The organism is Aeromonas sp. 603079, assembly GCF_049172135.1.
Classification (GTDB): domain Bacteria; phylum Pseudomonadota; class Gammaproteobacteria; order Enterobacterales; family Aeromonadaceae; genus Aeromonas; species Aeromonas veronii.
The window spans coordinates 30,652-47,174 of the sequence record NZ_JAAKPX010000007.1; the positions used below are offsets into that span (position 1 = coordinate 30,652).

Genomic DNA, 16,523 nt, shown 5'->3' on the forward strand with positions numbered 1-16,523 from the left:
GCAATTGAAGCGCTAGTCAGATCTCATGTCAAATGGCTCCGCCTACTAAACTGGAGCATCACAAAAATGATAAAAATCAATGAATTGGTTCTGGCTGTTACCCTCACCCTCACTGCCACCCCCTTGCTGGCAGCCCACTGGGAGTGCGGTGAGCACGTGCGCTTTGGTCTGCCCTCCGAATCGGATCAGAAGCTCTGCCGTGAAGGGTATGCGGTCGGCTACAACTACGACTACAAGGTGGCGGACTGGGTCTCCTACCGGATGACCGCCCAGAGCGCACAGGGCACAGTGCCCCGCAAGGATGCCTTCGCCGAGGACAGGGAGATCCCGGTTGCCTACCGCGCCACCCTCTCCGACTACAAGGGCTCGGGCTACGACCGTGGCCATCAGGCCCCGGCGGGGGACATGAAATCGAACAAGAACACCATGAAAGAGAGCTTCCTGCTGAGCAACATGACACCGCAGATCGGGGTGCTCAACCAGAAGGCGTGGCGCGTGCTGGAGGACAAGGTGAACAAGTGGGCGGTCTCCCGCAAGGATGTGCAGGTGATCACCGGCCCCATCTTTACCGGCTCTGAAGAGTCCATCGGTCAGGGTGTGGCGATCCCGAGCGCCTACTACAAGATCGTGATGGACCCGGCCAGACTGCAGGCCATCGCCTTTATCATGCCGCAGGAAGAGGTGCCCATCAGCCAGATCGCCGACTACCGGGTCTCGGTACGCGAGGTGGAAGAGCAGACCCAACTCAACTTCTTCAGTGATATGCCCGAAGAGCAGCAAGAGACGCTGGAAGCCCGCATCTCCCCGATGTGGAACTGACTGCGAACACTCGCCAACAGATGGATTGAAACTCCATCTGTCTTGCATCGCAACAGAGGGAGGGGGAGTCACGCTCCCCCTGCCCTTTTCAGATGGCTGCTGACCCGTTGCGGCCATTTTTGCGGCCACAGGTGTGGCATAACCCGACGACCCGCCTCGACTCACAGTTTGCCGCACCGTTAACTGGTATATTGCCTCTCTTTGGCACTAACAGACTGAATTGACGCACATTTGCCTTATCCCATCGGCCCACACGCCGGCGCACTACGGCGCGATTCAGCCCGACAGAGGACCTTTTGATGAAACAGACCCTTCTTGCCCTCACCCTCGGCGGCCTGCTGGCGCTCTCGCCCCTCACTCTGCAAGCGGCCGAGAGCTCAATGCAGATGGAGCATGACCTCAATACTCTGGTCAGCAAACGGCAGGCGGTGGACATGCTGCTCGGCGAAGCACTGCGGATCTACAAGTCGCCAGCCAAGATCTCCCACGCAGGTTTTACCGCCAAGATGCCGAGCAATATGGAGCTGGTGACCGAGCGGCTGCTGGCCGCCTACCAGCTGGAACCCTACCGCACCGACCTGCTCATCTCGGCGGCCAACGCCCAGATCTACAACGGCAACCTGAGCCGCGCCATCACCTTGCTGGAGCAGGCGCAAGCCGTCGCTCCCGATGATCTCGACATCAACAGTTATCTCGCCATCTGGCAGTTGGTGAAGGGTAACAAGGAGGCTTCCCGCAGCTATCTGGCGAAAGTTGCGGATCGCAACAGTGGCCGCGCCGCGGATCTGGAGGAGATCATCGCCCGGGTGCAGCGGATCACCACCGCCCCGCTGCAGACCGAACTGACCGAGGATCAGGTCAAGGCCAGCAAAGAGGGCAAACGCGCTATCGTCACCCTGGGCTACGCCCTCAATCCCGACGGCAGCATGGACAAGATCCTGCTGGGCCGGCTGCAAACCACCCTTGAGCTGGCCAAAGCCGACCCGGAAGCGCTGCTCATCCTGACCGGCGGCGTGCCTCAGAACCGCCAGACCGAGGGCAAGCTGATGGCCGACTGGCTGGCCAACCACGGCATCGACCGCAGCCGCCTGATTGAAGAGAACTACGCCACCAGCACGGTGGATAACGCCCTCTACAGCGCCTATGCCCTCGCCCGCCACCAGATTGACTATGCGGTGCTGGTAAGCTCCGCCAGCCATGTGCGCCGCGGCCAGACGGTGCTGGAAATCGCCTGCGACCAGATTGGTCCGGCCAACATCAAGGTGGCGAGCGTCAGCTACCCCGACAAGCCCCTCGAGGAGCTGGCTACCCCGAGCGAGAGCGAGCTGCTCGGCATCTACCGCGACGCCCTGCGCACCTACGGCATGTGGAGCTACCGCTCCGCCCCGCTGATCGAGCGTTGATCGGCCATCAACACGAAAAAGAGAGAGAGGCGCGATGCCTCCCTCTCTTTTATTGACCGATGATTGGCCAAGCCTCGCCCGTTAGCTGACGATAAAGCCCTGTGAGGGGGCCGCTTTGGGATCGTCACCGAAGCGGTTTGGCCCCTGCTGACCGTTGCAAACCATAAAGTAGATAAGCACCAGGGTGCCGATAATGGGGATGAGCCCGAGCAGCAGCCACCAAGCGCTGCGGTCGGTATCGTGCAGACGACGGGCCGCCACCGCCAGAGATGGCAGCAGCACAGCCAGCGAATAGATGGAGCTTATCAGCTCATTGTCGCCGCCGATCAGCTTGTCCACCATGCCGAGCAGCAACATGACGATGACGTTGCACAGCACGAACATCCAGTATTCGGTGCGACGGGCCCGCCCGCTGAATACCGCATATTGCTTGAGGACCGAGATATACCAGTTCATTGCGCCTCCAGACTGTTTTCAAAAACAAGTAGTTGCAGATCCGAACCGAGCTTAGCGCGATCAGTGTCCGGCGTCGATCACCAGCAGCTCCAGATCCTGGCGACTGACCCGCTTGCTGTCCACCTTCACATAGAGCGAACGTTCCTTCCGTGCCAGCAGTACATCGTTCACCCCGTCGCAGGCTCGGAGTTTCTGCTCCAGTGCAGGGCTCGCCTCCACCCCTTCCGGTAACAGGATGCGCAGACTGCTCACATAGGGGGGCTCCTGCATGGTAAGGCTGACCCCGAGCCAGACAAGGGCCAGCGCAGAGCAGCCGCCAAACACCAGGGCGCCACCACCCAGACTGTAGAGCAGGCCCCCCAGGCTGCCACCGATAGCCACTCCGATAAACTGGCTGGTGGAGTAGATCCCCATGGCCGTACCCTTGTAACCCGGTGGCGACTCCTTGCTGATCAGGGATGGCAGCAACGCCTCCATCACGTTGAAGCCGATGAAGAAGAGCTGCAGGCCGGCGAGCAGGCCCCACAGCTGCAGGCCAGCCTGCCACAGCACCACTTCGGCGCTGAGCATCACCAGCACGCAGATCTGGAACACCAACTTCATCTTTCTGCGCGTCTCGGCATAGATGATGAAGGGTACAACGCTGACGAAGGCAATCAGCATGGTGACCAGATAAGCCTGCCACTGGCTGTCCCGAGGCAGACCCGCTTGCTCCAGCAGCGGCGGCAACGCCACGAAGCTCGACATCAACAGGGTATGCACGCACAAAATGCCGAGATTGAGTTTGAGCAGGCGCGGATTGGTCAGCACAGTGCGCATCCCGCCCCTGACCATGCCGGACTCGCGATTGAGCAGATGAGTTGTCGGTGTCGGCACCAGCCAGAGGGTGACGGCAATGCCCCCCAGCGCCAGCAGGGCGATGAGCCAGAACAGGCCGGAGAGTCCCAGCGCATGAGTGATGAGGGGGCCGGTCACCATGGCGATGGCGAAGGTGATGCCAAAGCTCACCCCGATGAAGGCCATCGCCTTGGTGCGGTTCTGCTCGCGGGTGAGATCCGACAAGAGCGCCATCACGGCGGCCGAGATGGCGCCGCTGCCCTGCAGGGCGCGGCCGGCGATGACGCCCCAGATGGAGTGGGTCAGCGCCGCGATCACGCTGCCGAGGGCAAACATCAGCAGGCCGCCGACGATGAGGGGCTTGCGGCCCACCTTGTCGGAGAGCAGACCGAACGGGATCTGGAACAGCGCCTGGGTCATGCCGTAGATGCCGATGGCCAGGCCGATGAGCGCCTCGGAGGCCCCCGCCAGCGACATGCCGTAGGTGGTCAGCACCGGCAGCACCATAAACATGCCGAGCATGCGCAACGAGAAGACGGAGCCGAGCGCCCAGGTGGCACGGCGCTCGCCCCTCGTCATGGTGAAATCATTCATGATGGCCTCGATAGGTCAGGGAAAAGGAAGACTCAAGGGGTGGCCGACACGCGCCATGCCACACCCGACAGAGGGGAAAAGTACCCGATGGGCGGCCCCATAATAACAGAGCCGGGGAGGTTCCCGGCTCTGGATCTCATGCAATCGGAAGCAACGCACACTATCGGAGCAACATGCTCACCAGCGCCACAGACTCGGCCTCTGGCTGGAAGTCTACCGACATCATGACACTCAGACAGGTAATGGTGACGATGGAAAACATAAACAGCTTGCGCGCCCAGAGAGCATCATCAACCAGCTGTTTGTAACCCGACAGCGCCATCCCCAGCCACCAGACACTCACCGCAGTGGCCACCACCAGATACTTGTAGCCGGCGTAACCGCCGAGGAACAGCATCAGGGTCGGCACCATAAAGGCCAGGATGTAGAGGGTAATGTGGTGCTTGGCCACCGAAATTCCCTTCACCACCGGCAACACCGGAATGTTGGCCGCCTGATAATCCTTGAAGCGGAAAATGGCGATCGCATAGGAGTGCGGCATCTGCCACAGGCTGAAGATCGCCAGCAGGATCAAGGCCCCCGAGTCGAACTGACCGCTCACCGCACAGTAGCCGATGACCGGCGGCGCGGCGCCGGAGAGGCTGCCCACCAGGGTGCCGTAGACCGAGTGACGCTTCATGTAGAGGCTGTAGACCCCCACATAGACAATGAAGCCCAGCACCGCCAGCAGAGCGGCCAACGGATTGGCCGCCCAATAGAGCAGTGCAATGCCCGCCATGCCAAGCGCGGTGGCGTACCAGAGCGATACGCCGGGGGCGATCAGCCCCTTCACCAGAGCACGGTTCTTGGTGCGCTCCATGATGCAGTCGATGTCCCGGTCGATGTAGTTGTTGAACACGCAACCGGAGGCCACCACCAGCGAAACACCCACCATGGTCAGAATGAACAGGGGCAGGTCCAGGCTTCCTTTTGAAGCCAGCAGAAATCCCCCGATCACCGAGATGAGGTTGCCGAAGATGATGCCCGGCTTGGTCACTTGCAGGTATTGCTTCATCATTGCCAGCCTGCTCAGTGGACCATCATGTTGATGTTGAGGTTGTACATGATCCACAGGGAACCCACGACCACGATGGCAATGATGAGCACGGTAAAGACCAGTGCCACCAGGTTCCAGCGCTCCTCGGACGAGGTGTTCATGTGCAGGAAGTAGACCAGATGGACAAAGATCTGCACCACCGCCATGCCAACCACGGTGGCCAGCACGGTGGTGTGGGAGGCGGAGCCGTCTATCACCATCCAGAACGGTACGGCAGTCAGGATCAGTGACAGCACGAAGCCGATCAGGTAGCTCTTGGCGCTGCCGTGGCTGGCGCCGTGATTATCAACGGAATGACTCATTTACATTGCCCCCATCAGATAGACCACGGTAAAGACGCAGATCCACACCACGTCGAGGAAGTGCCAGAACAGGCTCAGGCACATCAGGCGGGAGCGGTTGCGATCGGTCAGCCCCTTCTTGGCCACCAGCACCATCATCACGATGATCCAGATAAGGCCGCTGGTGACGTGGATACCGTGGGTACCGACCAGGGTGAAGAAGGCGGAGAGGAAGGCGCTGCGATCCGGGCCGTAACCTTCTGCGATCAGGTGATGGAACTCGTAGATCTCCATCGCGATAAAACCGACACCCAGCACAAAGGTCACCAGCAACCAGCCATTGACGGTAGACACCCGGTTCTTGTTCATCGCCAACATGGCAAAACCGAAGGTGATGGAGCTCAACAGCAGCAGCATGGTTTCGGCAAATACGAACGGCAGTTCGAAGATATCCTTGCCGCTCGGACCGCCGGCAGTTCCGTTGACCAGGACCGCATAGGTTGCAAACAGACATGCAAACAGGATGCAGTCACTCATCAGGTAGATCCAGAAACCAAACACCTTGTTGGCACCGGCATCATGGTGCCCATGATCATGGGCACTCTCGTGAGTGTGATGTAGAACGTCGGTCGCCATAGCGTCACGCCCCCTTGTTAATGTTGGCAAAATGCTGATCTTCGATGCGCGTGATCTCGTCAACCTGGACGTAGTAGTCCACGCCATCGTTGAAGCTATGGATGATCCAGCTGCCAATCATGGCGACAAAGGCAAGGATCGCCATCCACCAGATATGCCAGATCATGGCAAAGCCAAAGATGGCGCTGAAGCCCGCGATGATCACCCCAGCCCCGGTGTTCTTGGGCATGTGGATCGGCGCATACTGCTTGGGCTGCTGATAGGCTGAACCGTTTTGCTTGGCATCCCAGAAGGCATCCAGACCGGTGATCTTCGGCTCGATGGCGAAGTTGTAGAAGGGCGGCGGTGAAGAAGTCGCCCACTCCAGCGTCCGGCCACCCCAGGGGTCACCACTCACATCACGGTTCTGCTCGCGGTCACGGATGCTGACCACCAGCTGGATCACCTGGCACAAGACACCAAGGGCAATCAGGCCGGCACCACATGCTGCTACCACCAGCCAGGGGTGGAAGGCCGGATCCAGCTGTTGGCTGATGCGGCGGGTCATCCCCATGAAGCCCAGTACGTAAAGCGGCATGAAGGCAACAAAGAAGCCGATAATCCAGCACCAGAAAGCACGCTTGCCCCAGGTTTCGTTCAGGGTGAAGCCGAACGCCTTGGGGAACCAGTAGGTGATACCGGCAAAGCAGCCAAATACCACGGCACCAATGATGACGTTATGGAAGTGAGCGATGAGGAACAGGCTGTTGTGCAACACGAAGTTGGCCGCCGGCACCGAGAGCAGTACCCCTGTCATGCCACCTATGGTGAAGGTGATGATGAAACCGACGGTCCACAGCATGGGTGAGGTGAACTCGATGCGACCACGGTACATGGTGAACAACCAGTTGAAGATCTTCACCCCGGTCGGGATGGAGATGATCATGGTGGTAATGCCGAAGAAGGCATTCACGTTTGCGCCCGAGCCCATGGTGAAGAAGTGGTGCAACCAGACAATGAAGGAGAGCACGGTAATGGCAATGGTCGCCCATACCAGCGAGGTGTAGCCGAACAACCGCTTCTTGCTGAAGGTGGCCACTACTTCGGAGAAGATCCCGAATACCGGCAACACCAGGATATAAACCTCGGGGTGGCCCCAGGCCCAGATCAGGTTGATGTACATCATCATGTTGCCACCCATGTCATTGGTAAAGAAATGGGTACCCAGATAGCGGTCTGCGGTGAGCAGGGCGATGGTAACGGTCAGGATCGGGAAGGAGGCGATGATCAGCACGTTGGAGCACAAAGCCGTCCAGGTGAACACCGGCAGACGCATCATGGTCATGCCAGGAGCGCGCATCTTGATGATGGTGGCGAAGAAGTTGACGCCAGTCAGCAAGGTGCCCAGACCCGATATCTGCAGACTCCAGATCCAGTAATCAACCCCGACCCCCGGGCTGTACTCCAGCCCCGACAGCGGCGGATAGGCCAGCCAGCCGGTCTGGGCGAATTCACCGACCCCGAGGGAGATGTTGATCAACACCACGGCAGCGGCGGTGAACCAGAAGCTGATGTTGTTGAGGAAGGGAAAAGCCACATCACGGGCACCGATCTGGAGCGGCACGACGATATTCATCAGACCGATCACCAGTGGCATCGCCACGAAGAAGATCATGATGACCCCGTGGGCGGTGAAGATCTGGTCGTAGTGGTGGGGCGGTAAAATGCCGTCACCACCAGCCGAAGCCATCACCTGCTGGGTACGCATCATCACAGCGTCGGCGAAGCCGCGCAGCATCATGACCATACCCAGGATCAGATACATGACCCCAAGACGCTTGTGGTCGACCGAGGTAAGCCACTCTTTCCACAGATATTGCCACTTGCCGAAATAGGTGATCAGGCCGGCAACGGCCAGCCCCCCCAAAATGATACCGGCTACCGTCACCATGATGATGGGTTCATGGAACGGAATGGCATCGAGTGTTAATTTTCCAAACATCGGTTATTCCTCGGATCCTGCTTGCACAGCCTTGTTATCCAACGGCGCGTTCATATGTCCGGCATGCTCCTTCTGCCCGTCATGCGCCATAGCGGCATGGTCCATCTGCATATGTGCCATGTCATCGTGATTCATGGCGGCGCCATGCTCTGAGGGGGCTTTATGGGTCATCCCCTTGTGCTCGCCATGCCCCATGTCACCCATAAACTTGTTGATCAGCTTGACGAAAAGGGCCGGATCGGCACTTGAGAAATACTCTACTGGGTGGTTTTCGCTCTTCTTGGCCAGCGCATTGAACTCATCCATGGTGGTCAGCATCTTGGGAGAGGCCTTGACTTTGGCAACCCAGGTATCAAAACCGGCCTGATCCTGCGTAGCAATCGCCTTGAACTTCATGCCCGAGAAACCGGCTCCGCTATAACTGCTGGAGATACCGTCATACGCGCCTGCTTCATTGGCAATGAGATGCAACTTGGTCTGCATACCTGCCATGGCATAAATTTGCCCGCCCAGCTTGGGAATGAAGAAGGAGTTCATGACAGTGTCTGAAGTCACCCGGAAATTGACGGGGGTATTGACCGGGAATGCTAATTCATTGACCGAGGCAATCCCTAATTCTGGGTAGACAAACAGCCATTTCCAGTCGAGGGAAATAACATCAATCTGGATCGGCTTCACCGTGGACTCCAGCGGCTTGTAGGGATCCAGTTCGTGGGAAGTTTTCCAGGTAATGGTTGCCAGAATGACGATGATAATAACTGGTACGGTCCAGACAACCGCCTCAATTTTATTGGAGTGAGACCAATCCGGAGTATATTTGGCATTGGTATTTGATGCCCGGTATTTACGAGCAAAGACCACCGCCATAATAATCACAGGGATCACCACAATTAACATCAGCCCCAAGGCGGTTAATATCAGTGATTTCTGTTCCAGACCAATCTGCCCTTTGGGATTCATCAAGGCCATGTCGCAGCCGGTCAGCAAGCTGGCCGATGCGATCAACAGCAAAGCACCCAAGCCCCTCTTTAATTCAAAAGGTCTCATGCAGTGTCCTTATGGTCGCAAGGCTAAAGTTGTAAAAACGGGCAACATTGTGATCAGAACCGGAACATGTAAACAACATGGAAAATTAATCTTAAGATTGTGCCAAACTTGGCCTCAGCATGTGAAAAATGTTAATTTTGCATCCGTATCACTATTAATGGCGCCTTTTCCCATAATTAATCAATGACACTCTCTTCTCAATTTATAATTGGACAGGGAGCATTATCTCGCCAACTAACCTTACATAGCATATGGGTATATATGACGAAAAATTAATCCTCCAGCATGAATAATAAACACCTGTCGACTTTGATGATCTGCGACAATTTGAACTCATCATCATTTACGTAATTAAACGCGACGAACAGAACACAGCACGATATTTTTTAGCTGGATTGTTTTTTAACAATTCGAACCCAAACAGATATGTCACTCCATACTCGTTTGATCAATCTGTTTAATAAGTTATTATCAACCCATATAGACGCCATAAAAATATGGCGGTAGGTTGCGTCCTCTTGCTGCTGGCCAGCTACCCCACTCTGTACTTTTCCATTTTTCATACAGCAGGTATTGCCATGAGTATTACACGCAGAGATTTTCTCAACGGCGTTGCCATCACCATTGCGGCAGGCGTCGCCCCCATCAATCTGCTCAAGGCTGCCGAAGGCGGCAGCACGCTGGCGGATAAAACCCTAGCCTACCCGCCCGCCCTCACCGGGCTGCGCGGCAACCACCCGGGCTCCTTCGAACCGGCCCACAGCATCGCCCGTGACGGCAAGCAGTATGACTTCGCCAATATTCCCCTTGAGGGGGAGTACGATCTGGTGATCGTCGGCGCCGGGATCAGCGGTCTGGCCGCCGCCTGCTTCTATCAGCAACTGCTCGGCGCGGATAAGAAGATCCTGCTACTCGACAACCACGATGACTTCGGCGGCCACGCCAAGCGCAACGAGTTCACCACCCCCGATGGCCTGCGTCTGGGTTACGGCGGCAGTGAATCCCTGCAATCACCGCGTTCGGTCTACAGCCCGGTTGCGCTCGGTCTGCTCAAGGCGCTGGAGGTCAACATCGACGAGCTGGCCGCCGGTTTCCAGCAGACCTTCTATCCGGATCTGGGGCTGAGCCGCGGCGTCTATTTCGACGAGAAGCACTTTGGCATCAACAAGATAGTGAACGGGGATCCGGGCCACAACGTGGCGGACGATATCCCGCGCGATCGCCTGAACGGTCGTCCGCTGGCAGAATTTATCGGTGACTTCCCCCTCGATGATGCTGACAAGGCCGCCCTGTTGGCCCTGCACGAAGCGAAGATCGACTACCTGAGCGGCATGACCCGCGAGCAGCAGGACGAGTGGGTGACCCGCAACAGCTACACCACCTTCCTGCGCGATAAAGTGGGCCTCAGCGAGCGGGCGATCACTTACTTCCAGCAGCGCACCAACGACTTCCAGGCGGTCGGCATCGACGCCACCGCCTGCGCCGATGCGCGCCTCTGCGCCTTGCCGGGGTTCGACGGCCTCAATCTGACGCCGCTGGATGCCGAGGAGCAGGCGGAGCTGGACGATCCCTACATCTTCCACTTCCCCGATGGCAACGCCGGTCTCACCCGCCTGATGGTGCGCAAGCTCATTCCGCAAGTGGCGCCGGGTCACACCATGCAGGATGTGGTGCTGGCCAAGTTTGACTACAGCAAACTCGACCTGCCTGAGCACAAGGTGCAACTGCGCCTTGGCAGCACGGCATTGCAGGCCAAAAACGTGCGCCTCGCCGACGGCAAGCTGGCGGTGGATGTCACCTACATCAAGGAGGGGAAACTGCATCGGGTGCGGACCAAGCAGTCGATCATGGCGGGCTACAACATGATGATCCCCTACATGGTGCCCGAGATGCCGGAGCCCCAGAAGGAGGCGCTGCGCCAGAATGCCAAGGCGCCGCTGGTCTACACCAAGGTGGTGATCAAGAACTGGCAAGCCTTCGTCAAGCTGGGGGTGCACGAGGTCTACTCCCCCGCAGCCCCCTACAGCCGGGTCAAGCTCGACTATCCAGTCAGCATGGGTGGCTACGAGCATCCCAATAGCCCGGATCAGCCGATGTGCCTGCACATGGTCTATGTGCCGACCCTGCCGGGCAGCGGTCTGTCGGCCCGCGAACAGTCCCGCAAGGGGCGCGCCATGATCCTCGGCATGCCGTTCGAACAGCATGAGCAGATGATCCGCGAACAGCTGCAAGGGATGCTCGGCAGCGCCGGTTTTAACCATGAGCAGGATATCCTCGCCATCACGGTCAACCGCTGGTCTCACGGCTACTCCTATGTCACCAACACCCTGTTTGATGACGAAACACAGTGCGAAAAATGGATTGAACTGGGTCGCCAGCCGATCGGCAACATCACCATCGCCAACTCGGATGCAGGCTGGAGCCCCTACGCCCACGCCGCCATCGACGAAGCGTGGCGCGCCGTCAACGAGCTGGTTGCCATGAGCAAGGGAGGTGCCCAATGAGCCGCGCCCTGTCACTGACCGCCAGCGCCCTGCTGCTGGCCCTGCCTGCCCTTGCCGCCCACGCCATGTCGGCGGGGGAATACGTGGCCAAGCTCGGCGATTGCGCCGCCTGTCACACCAGCGAAACCAGCAAGCCGCTGGCGGGCGGCAAAGGGTTCCCGACCCCCATCGGCACCGTATTTGCCACCAACATCACCCCCGACAAGACCCACGGTATCGGCAACTACAGCCTGCCGGAGTTCATCAAGGTGATGCGCGAAGGGGTGGCCCGCGATGGCCATCGCCTCTATCCGGCCATGCCCTACACCGCCTACGCCAAGATGAGCGATAAGGATCTCGAAGATCTCTATCACTACCTGATGAAGGAGGTACAGCCGCTGGCCATCGCCAACAAGGAGAGCGACATCCCCTGGCCCCTCAACATGCGCTGGCCGCTGATGGGCTGGAACTGGATCTACCACGATGACAGCCGCTTCACCCCGGTCGCAGGCAAGAGCGAGGAGTGGAACCGCGGCGCCTATCTGGTGCAGGGTGCCGGCCACTGCGGCAGCTGCCACACTCCGCGCGGGCTTGGCATGCAGGAGAAAGCGCTGACCGAGGCGGACCCTGTCTACCTGAGCGGGGCGGCGCTGGATGGCTGGTATGCCCCCGACATTCGCGGCAGCCGTTACAGCAAGCAGGCGCTGATCGATCTGCTGAAAACCGGCCGCAGCCAGCATGAAGCGGTCGCGGGCCCCATGGGGGAAGTGATCACTCACAGCAGCCAGTATTTCAGCGACGCCGATCTGGCCAGCATCGCCACCTATCTGACCGATCTGAAAGATGAACCGGTGGCGGAGAAAGGGGCCCGCGCCTACGCCAGTGCCAGCGGCAAGGCGGACTACGCCATGTACTGCTCCACCTGTCACGGGGTCAACGGCCAGGGCAATGACCACGTCATCCCCTCGCTGGTGAACAACCGCACCGTGCTGGCGAGCGATCCGTCGAGCCTGATCAATGTGTTGCTGCACGGCGCCGAAACACCGGTCACCCACGGCCATCTGGGTTACCACATGCCGGGCTATGGCTGGACCATGGATGATGAGCGGCTCGCCGAGCTGGTCAACACCCTGCGCGCCTCCTGGGGCAATGAAGGCACCGCCGTCAAGGCGGCTGCGGTCAAGGCCCAGCGCGAGCTGCACGGTAAAGAGTAAGGGCTGTCAGCCCTCTCTTGGCCAAGTGCCATAAAAAACGGGCCTCCACTGGAGGCCCGTTTGCTATTGATGAACCAGGTTCCGGTGCTTATCCCTTGCGGGATTTTGGCCCCGGCAGCGGCGCCGTTGGCTGGCGGTAATCGCCATAAGGGAAGATATTGCGAAAACGCTGGGCCACCGGCTCGGGGATGGAGCGGGAGAAGATCAGCTTTACACCATCGCCATCACGCTGCCCCACAATGCGACCGCGCACCGTGTCGTGGCGCAGGATCTGCTTGGCATGCTCAATAAAGGCGGGTGACACCTTGCCCTGCTTGACCACTACCTTGCCGGGGGCAAGACGGATCTCGAACAGGGCGCCACGCCCCAGCTTCATCAACCACCAGATCAGGGCTATCGCCACTATCAAGGAAATCCAGGCCATCTTCATCCCTCCCAAGCTCTTGATATAAGGCAGTATAAGCGGCCGAGCGTTCCGATTGTTTGGCGCCGATCACAGCCCCCGCGTCAACGCAATAGCGCCTCTTTGCTCAGCAATCCTTGCCCCAGCCCACCAGCGTCTCGCGATAGAGCGCCAGCAAGGCTTCATCGCGCACCGCCACCCCGACCTGCTGCGGACGATAGGCTGCCCAATCATCGTGGGAGTGGCGTTTGCCATCGAACTTTTGCAGGGTGTGGCCGATGGCCGGGCCGCTGGTAATCACCCGCACCGGCCCCTCGCGCAGGGTAAAGAGGGTCGGGTCAATGACATAGGCGATGGCGGACGGATCGTGAACGTGGCAACCAGAGAGCCCCAGCTTCTCGGAGTAGAAGCGCAGGTAGAAGCGGCTGACATCCCACAGGAAGCGGCCCGGCTCCCCCGCCTTGTCCCTGAGCTCATCCAGATAGGCGCTGCTGAAGAAGCTCTGCTGAGTCACGTCCAGCCCGATGATCACTACCGGCCAATCGGCGGTAAAGACCCGGTCGGCGGCATCGGGATCGTCGTGGATATTGGCTTCGGCATAGGGGGTGACGTTGCCGCGATGGCCGTTGACGCCAAAGGCTCCTCCCATCACTACCACCTGTTTCACCAGCGAGACAATCTCGGGCGCCTGTTGCAGCGCCAGCGCCAGATTGGTCAGCGGGCCGATAGTGACCAGGGTGATCTCCCCCGGTGCGGCTTTGACCGCCTCGACAATATATTGCCAGGCGGGGCGGGGATCCGGAGCGATAGTCACCTCCCCCGCCTCCATGTCGCCAAAGCCGCTCGGGCCGTGGACTATGGTAGTAGGGCCGACCGGCTCGCGCAGCAGCGGGGCAGCCGCGCCTTTGGCCACATCCGCCTTCATGCCGTACTTCTGCTTGAGCCAGAGGGCGTTGCGGGTACCATTGTCGATGGTGGCGTTACCAAAAACTGTGGTGATGGCGAGCAGCTCGATGGCGGGGTGGGCCTCGGCAAACAGGATGGCCATTGCATCGTCGATACCCGGGTCGGTATCCAGAATGATTTTATGGGTCATGAGAAATTCCTACGGTGACAAACCCTGCGACAAAAGGGAGAGTCTACCCGGCTGACGGTCTCGTATCCCGGCATGGGATCACAGACCGGGCCTTTGCTCCCGGCAGCGGGGGCGCTGCTGGCGACAATCTGCATAAAAAAAGCGCGGCCCTGTTGTCAGCGCCGCGCCCTTTATCGTTGTTCGTTATCTGCTATCTGGCAGTGATCTGCCTGACCGGATCCTCAGTGTTTGCGGTGCCAACGCGGTGAGGTCGCCTTCTCCCCCCAGGGGGTGACGCAGGGGAGCAGTGCCCCTTCAATCACCATCTCGCTGCCCGCCAGCGCCTCGGCGATCTTCTGGTGCAGCACCCGCAGTACCTTGCCCTCGTGCTCGGCCAGAGAGTGGCCCGCGGCAAAGAACTCCGGCTGATATTGCAGTGCCAGCTTCTGGGCGAATTCGTAGGTGTTGAAGCAATCCGGCATCCGCTCAACCACATCTTCAAGCCGGGCCAACAAGCTGTTCAGTTCCCTGGTCATAGTGCTCTCTCCGTGTAGGTTAATAGCCAAAAACTACCCCTTATTAGATAAGCCACCAACGAGCAAACCACAAAAGTGTGGGGAGACACACAGTTCTCTCTTGCGTCTGGCTTGTGGTGAACGGCAGACAGCTTGCCAGCTTTACATTCCGGTAACAAACAGCTAGATTTAGACCGACTAATCAGTCGGTCATTTTTCATACGGAGAACAACATGGGTGCGGCGCAGCTTCAACACACTCCTGAGGATATCCTCGCCATCAAGATGTCCCTGCCGGATCAGCTGGCGCGGCTCAAGCGGGCGAGTCTGGCTCACCCCATGCCAACCCTGGCCGAGCGCCGGGCGCAGCTGACCAAACTCAAGCAGGCGTTGCTCGCCCACAAGGGGCAGCTGTGCAAGGCGCTGGCAGCAGATTATGGCCAGCGCAGCCACTACGACAGCCTGATCGCCGATGTGCTGCCCTGCATCATGCAGATCAACTACACCCAGAAGCGGCTCAAGCGCTGGATGCAGCCCCACCGCCGTCACACCGGCCTGCTGCTGGCCCCCGCCAAAGTAGAGGTGCACTTCCAGCCACTCGGGGTGGTCGGCATTATCGTGCCGTGGAACTTTCCGGTGATGCTGAGCCTTGGCCCCCTCATCACCGCCATCGCGGCGGGCAACCGGGCGATGCTGAAACTCTCCGAGTTCACTCCCCATACCAATGCCGTGCTGCGCACCATGCTCACCAGCGTATTTGACGAAAGCGAGATCGCCATCATCGAAGGAGATGCCCAGATGGCGGCGGCGTTCAGCTCACTGCCGTTCGATCACCTGCTCTTTACCGGCTCCACCATGGTGGGCAAGCTGGTGATGGCCGCCGCCGCGCCCCAGCTTACCCCCCTCACCCTTGAGCTGGGTGGCAAGAGCCCCTGTCTCATCGCCCCCGACATGCCGGTCGCCACCGCGGTCGAGCGGATGATCTTCGGCAAGAGCCTCAACGCCGGGCAGATCTGCGTCGCCCCCGACTATGTGCTGCTGCCCCGTAGCGAGGTGGATAACTTTATCGCCGCCTATCGCAACCACTTTGCCAAGCTCTACCCTGCCGGGCTCGCCAGCCCCGACTACGGCGCCATCATCAACGATCGCCAGTATCAGCGGCTGGTCAGCTGGCTCGATGAGGCCAAACAGGCGGGAGCCCAGCTCCACCCCTGCTCCACTCCGGCGCGGGATGATCAGCGCCGCCTTCTGGCCCCGCATCTGCTGACCGGGGTGCCGGGCCACTGTCAGGTGATACAGCAAGAGATCTTCGGCCCGCTGCTGCCGCTTATCCCCTACGACACCCTGGAGGAGGCGCTCGCCTACATAGCCGAGCGCCCCCGCCCGCTGGCTCTCTACCTGATGAGCTTCGATCCCGAACTGCAGGCGCGGGTGACCCGGGAGACCCACTCCGGCGGCATGGCCATCAACGAGAGTCTGTTCCAGGTGGCGGCCGATGATGTGCCGTTTGGCGGCATCGGCGCCTCCGGCATGGGCCACTACCACGGGCACGAGGGCTTTCTCACCTTCTCCAAGGCGAAAACCGTGCTGACCCGCGGCAAGTTCACCACCGGCTCCCTGATCCATCCGCCCTACAACAGCTGGATCCAGAAGCTGATGATGGCTTTCTTCCTGCGTTGACGGA

15 protein-coding genes are annotated in these 16,523 nt (G+C 59.4%); 5 read left to right on the plus strand and 10 right to left on the minus strand.

Features of this window, described 5'->3' with window-relative positions; translation table 11 throughout:
- Positions 1–66 precede the first annotated feature (66 nt).
- Together G5287_RS06485 and G5287_RS06490 are read left to right on the plus strand one after the other, a co-directional pair.
- The gene (locus tag G5287_RS06485) at positions 67–819 is read left to right on the plus strand and encodes a DNA/RNA non-specific endonuclease (RefSeq protein WP_319919931.1); all 753 of its coding nucleotides are present in this window, start codon (positions 67–69) and stop codon (positions 817–819) included.
- Positions 820–1,118: 299 nt separating this feature from the next.
- Positions 1,119–2,222, plus strand: coding sequence for an ElyC/SanA/YdcF family protein (locus G5287_RS06490; RefSeq protein ID WP_421171829.1), 1,104 nt, complete (start codon positions 1,119–1,121; stop codon positions 2,220–2,222).
- 81 nt (positions 2,223–2,303) lie between these two features.
- Here G5287_RS06490 and G5287_RS06495 read toward each other — a convergent pair whose 3' ends face one another.
- The 7 genes from G5287_RS06495 to cyoA all read right to left on the minus strand — a co-directional run bounded on the left by G5287_RS06495 (position 2,304) and on the right by cyoA (position 9,150).
- Positions 2,304–2,678: a DUF805 domain-containing protein gene (locus G5287_RS06495; protein ID WP_005337730.1), complete on the minus strand. Its 375-nt coding sequence runs from the start codon at positions 2,676–2,678 to the stop codon at positions 2,304–2,306.
- 60 nt (positions 2,679–2,738) lie between these two features.
- The gene (locus G5287_RS06500; protein WP_266135111.1) at positions 2,739–4,109 is read right to left on the minus strand and encodes an MFS transporter; all 1,371 of its coding nucleotides are present in this window, start codon (positions 4,107–4,109) and stop codon (positions 2,739–2,741) included.
- 160 nt (positions 4,110–4,269) lie between these two features.
- Positions 4,270–5,166 carry a heme o synthase gene (cyoE, locus tag G5287_RS06505; protein ID WP_421231051.1) on the minus strand — a complete coding sequence of 299 codons (897 nt, stop codon included), beginning with the start codon at positions 5,164–5,166 and terminating at the stop codon, positions 4,270–4,272.
- A gap of 11 nt (positions 5,167–5,177) precedes the next feature.
- On the minus strand, positions 5,178–5,507 hold the full coding sequence (locus G5287_RS06510) for a cytochrome o ubiquinol oxidase subunit IV (protein ID WP_216953247.1): 330 nt from the start codon (positions 5,505–5,507) through the stop codon (positions 5,178–5,180).
- Complete coding sequence (locus G5287_RS06515) at positions 5,508–6,122, minus strand: cytochrome o ubiquinol oxidase subunit III (RefSeq protein ID WP_421231052.1); 615 nt, start codon at positions 6,120–6,122, stop codon at positions 5,508–5,510.
- 4 nt (positions 6,123–6,126) lie between these two features.
- Positions 6,127–8,103, minus strand: coding sequence for a cytochrome o ubiquinol oxidase subunit I (cyoB, locus tag G5287_RS06520; RefSeq protein ID WP_421171827.1), 1,977 nt, complete (start codon positions 8,101–8,103; stop codon positions 6,127–6,129).
- A gap of 3 nt (positions 8,104–8,106) precedes the next feature.
- Entirely contained in the window at positions 8,107–9,150 is a 1,044-nt protein-coding gene (gene cyoA / locus G5287_RS06525; RefSeq protein ID WP_216953244.1) for a cytochrome o ubiquinol oxidase subunit II, read from the minus strand.
- Positions 9,151–9,728: 578 nt separating this feature from the next.
- On the opposite strand from cyoA, the gene G5287_RS06530 reads away from it, so the two are divergent.
- Entirely contained in the window at positions 9,729–11,654 is a 1,926-nt protein-coding gene (locus G5287_RS06530; protein ID WP_421231053.1) for an NAD(P)-binding protein, read from the plus strand.
- On the plus strand, positions 11,651–12,847 hold the full coding sequence (locus tag G5287_RS06535) for a c-type cytochrome (protein WP_216953242.1): 1,197 nt from the start codon (positions 11,651–11,653) through the stop codon (positions 12,845–12,847). The genes G5287_RS06530 and G5287_RS06535 overlap by 4 nt, the downstream gene beginning before the upstream one ends.
- 88 nt (positions 12,848–12,935) lie before the next feature.
- On the opposite strand, the gene G5287_RS06540 is transcribed toward G5287_RS06535, so the two are convergent.
- The 3 genes from G5287_RS06540 to G5287_RS06550 form a co-directional block, all read right to left on the minus strand.
- Positions 12,936–13,271: a DUF3634 family protein gene (locus tag G5287_RS06540; RefSeq protein ID WP_005353195.1), complete on the minus strand. Its 336-nt coding sequence runs from the start codon at positions 13,269–13,271 to the stop codon at positions 12,936–12,938.
- Between the two features lie 106 nt (positions 13,272–13,377).
- Positions 13,378–14,346, minus strand: coding sequence for a nucleoside hydrolase (locus tag G5287_RS06545; protein ID WP_005337734.1), 969 nt, complete (start codon positions 14,344–14,346; stop codon positions 13,378–13,380).
- A gap of 221 nt (positions 14,347–14,567) precedes the next feature.
- Positions 14,568–14,861 (minus strand): hypothetical protein, encoded by a 294-nt coding sequence (locus tag G5287_RS06550; RefSeq protein ID WP_005353197.1) that lies wholly within the window; start codon positions 14,859–14,861, stop codon positions 14,568–14,570.
- A 212-nt stretch (positions 14,862–15,073) separates the two neighbouring features.
- On the opposite strand from G5287_RS06550, the gene G5287_RS06555 reads away from it, so the two are divergent.
- Entirely contained in the window at positions 15,074–16,519 is a 1,446-nt protein-coding gene (locus G5287_RS06555) for a coniferyl aldehyde dehydrogenase (protein ID WP_421171824.1), read from the plus strand.
- The last annotated feature ends 4 nt before the right edge of the window (positions 16,520–16,523 follow it).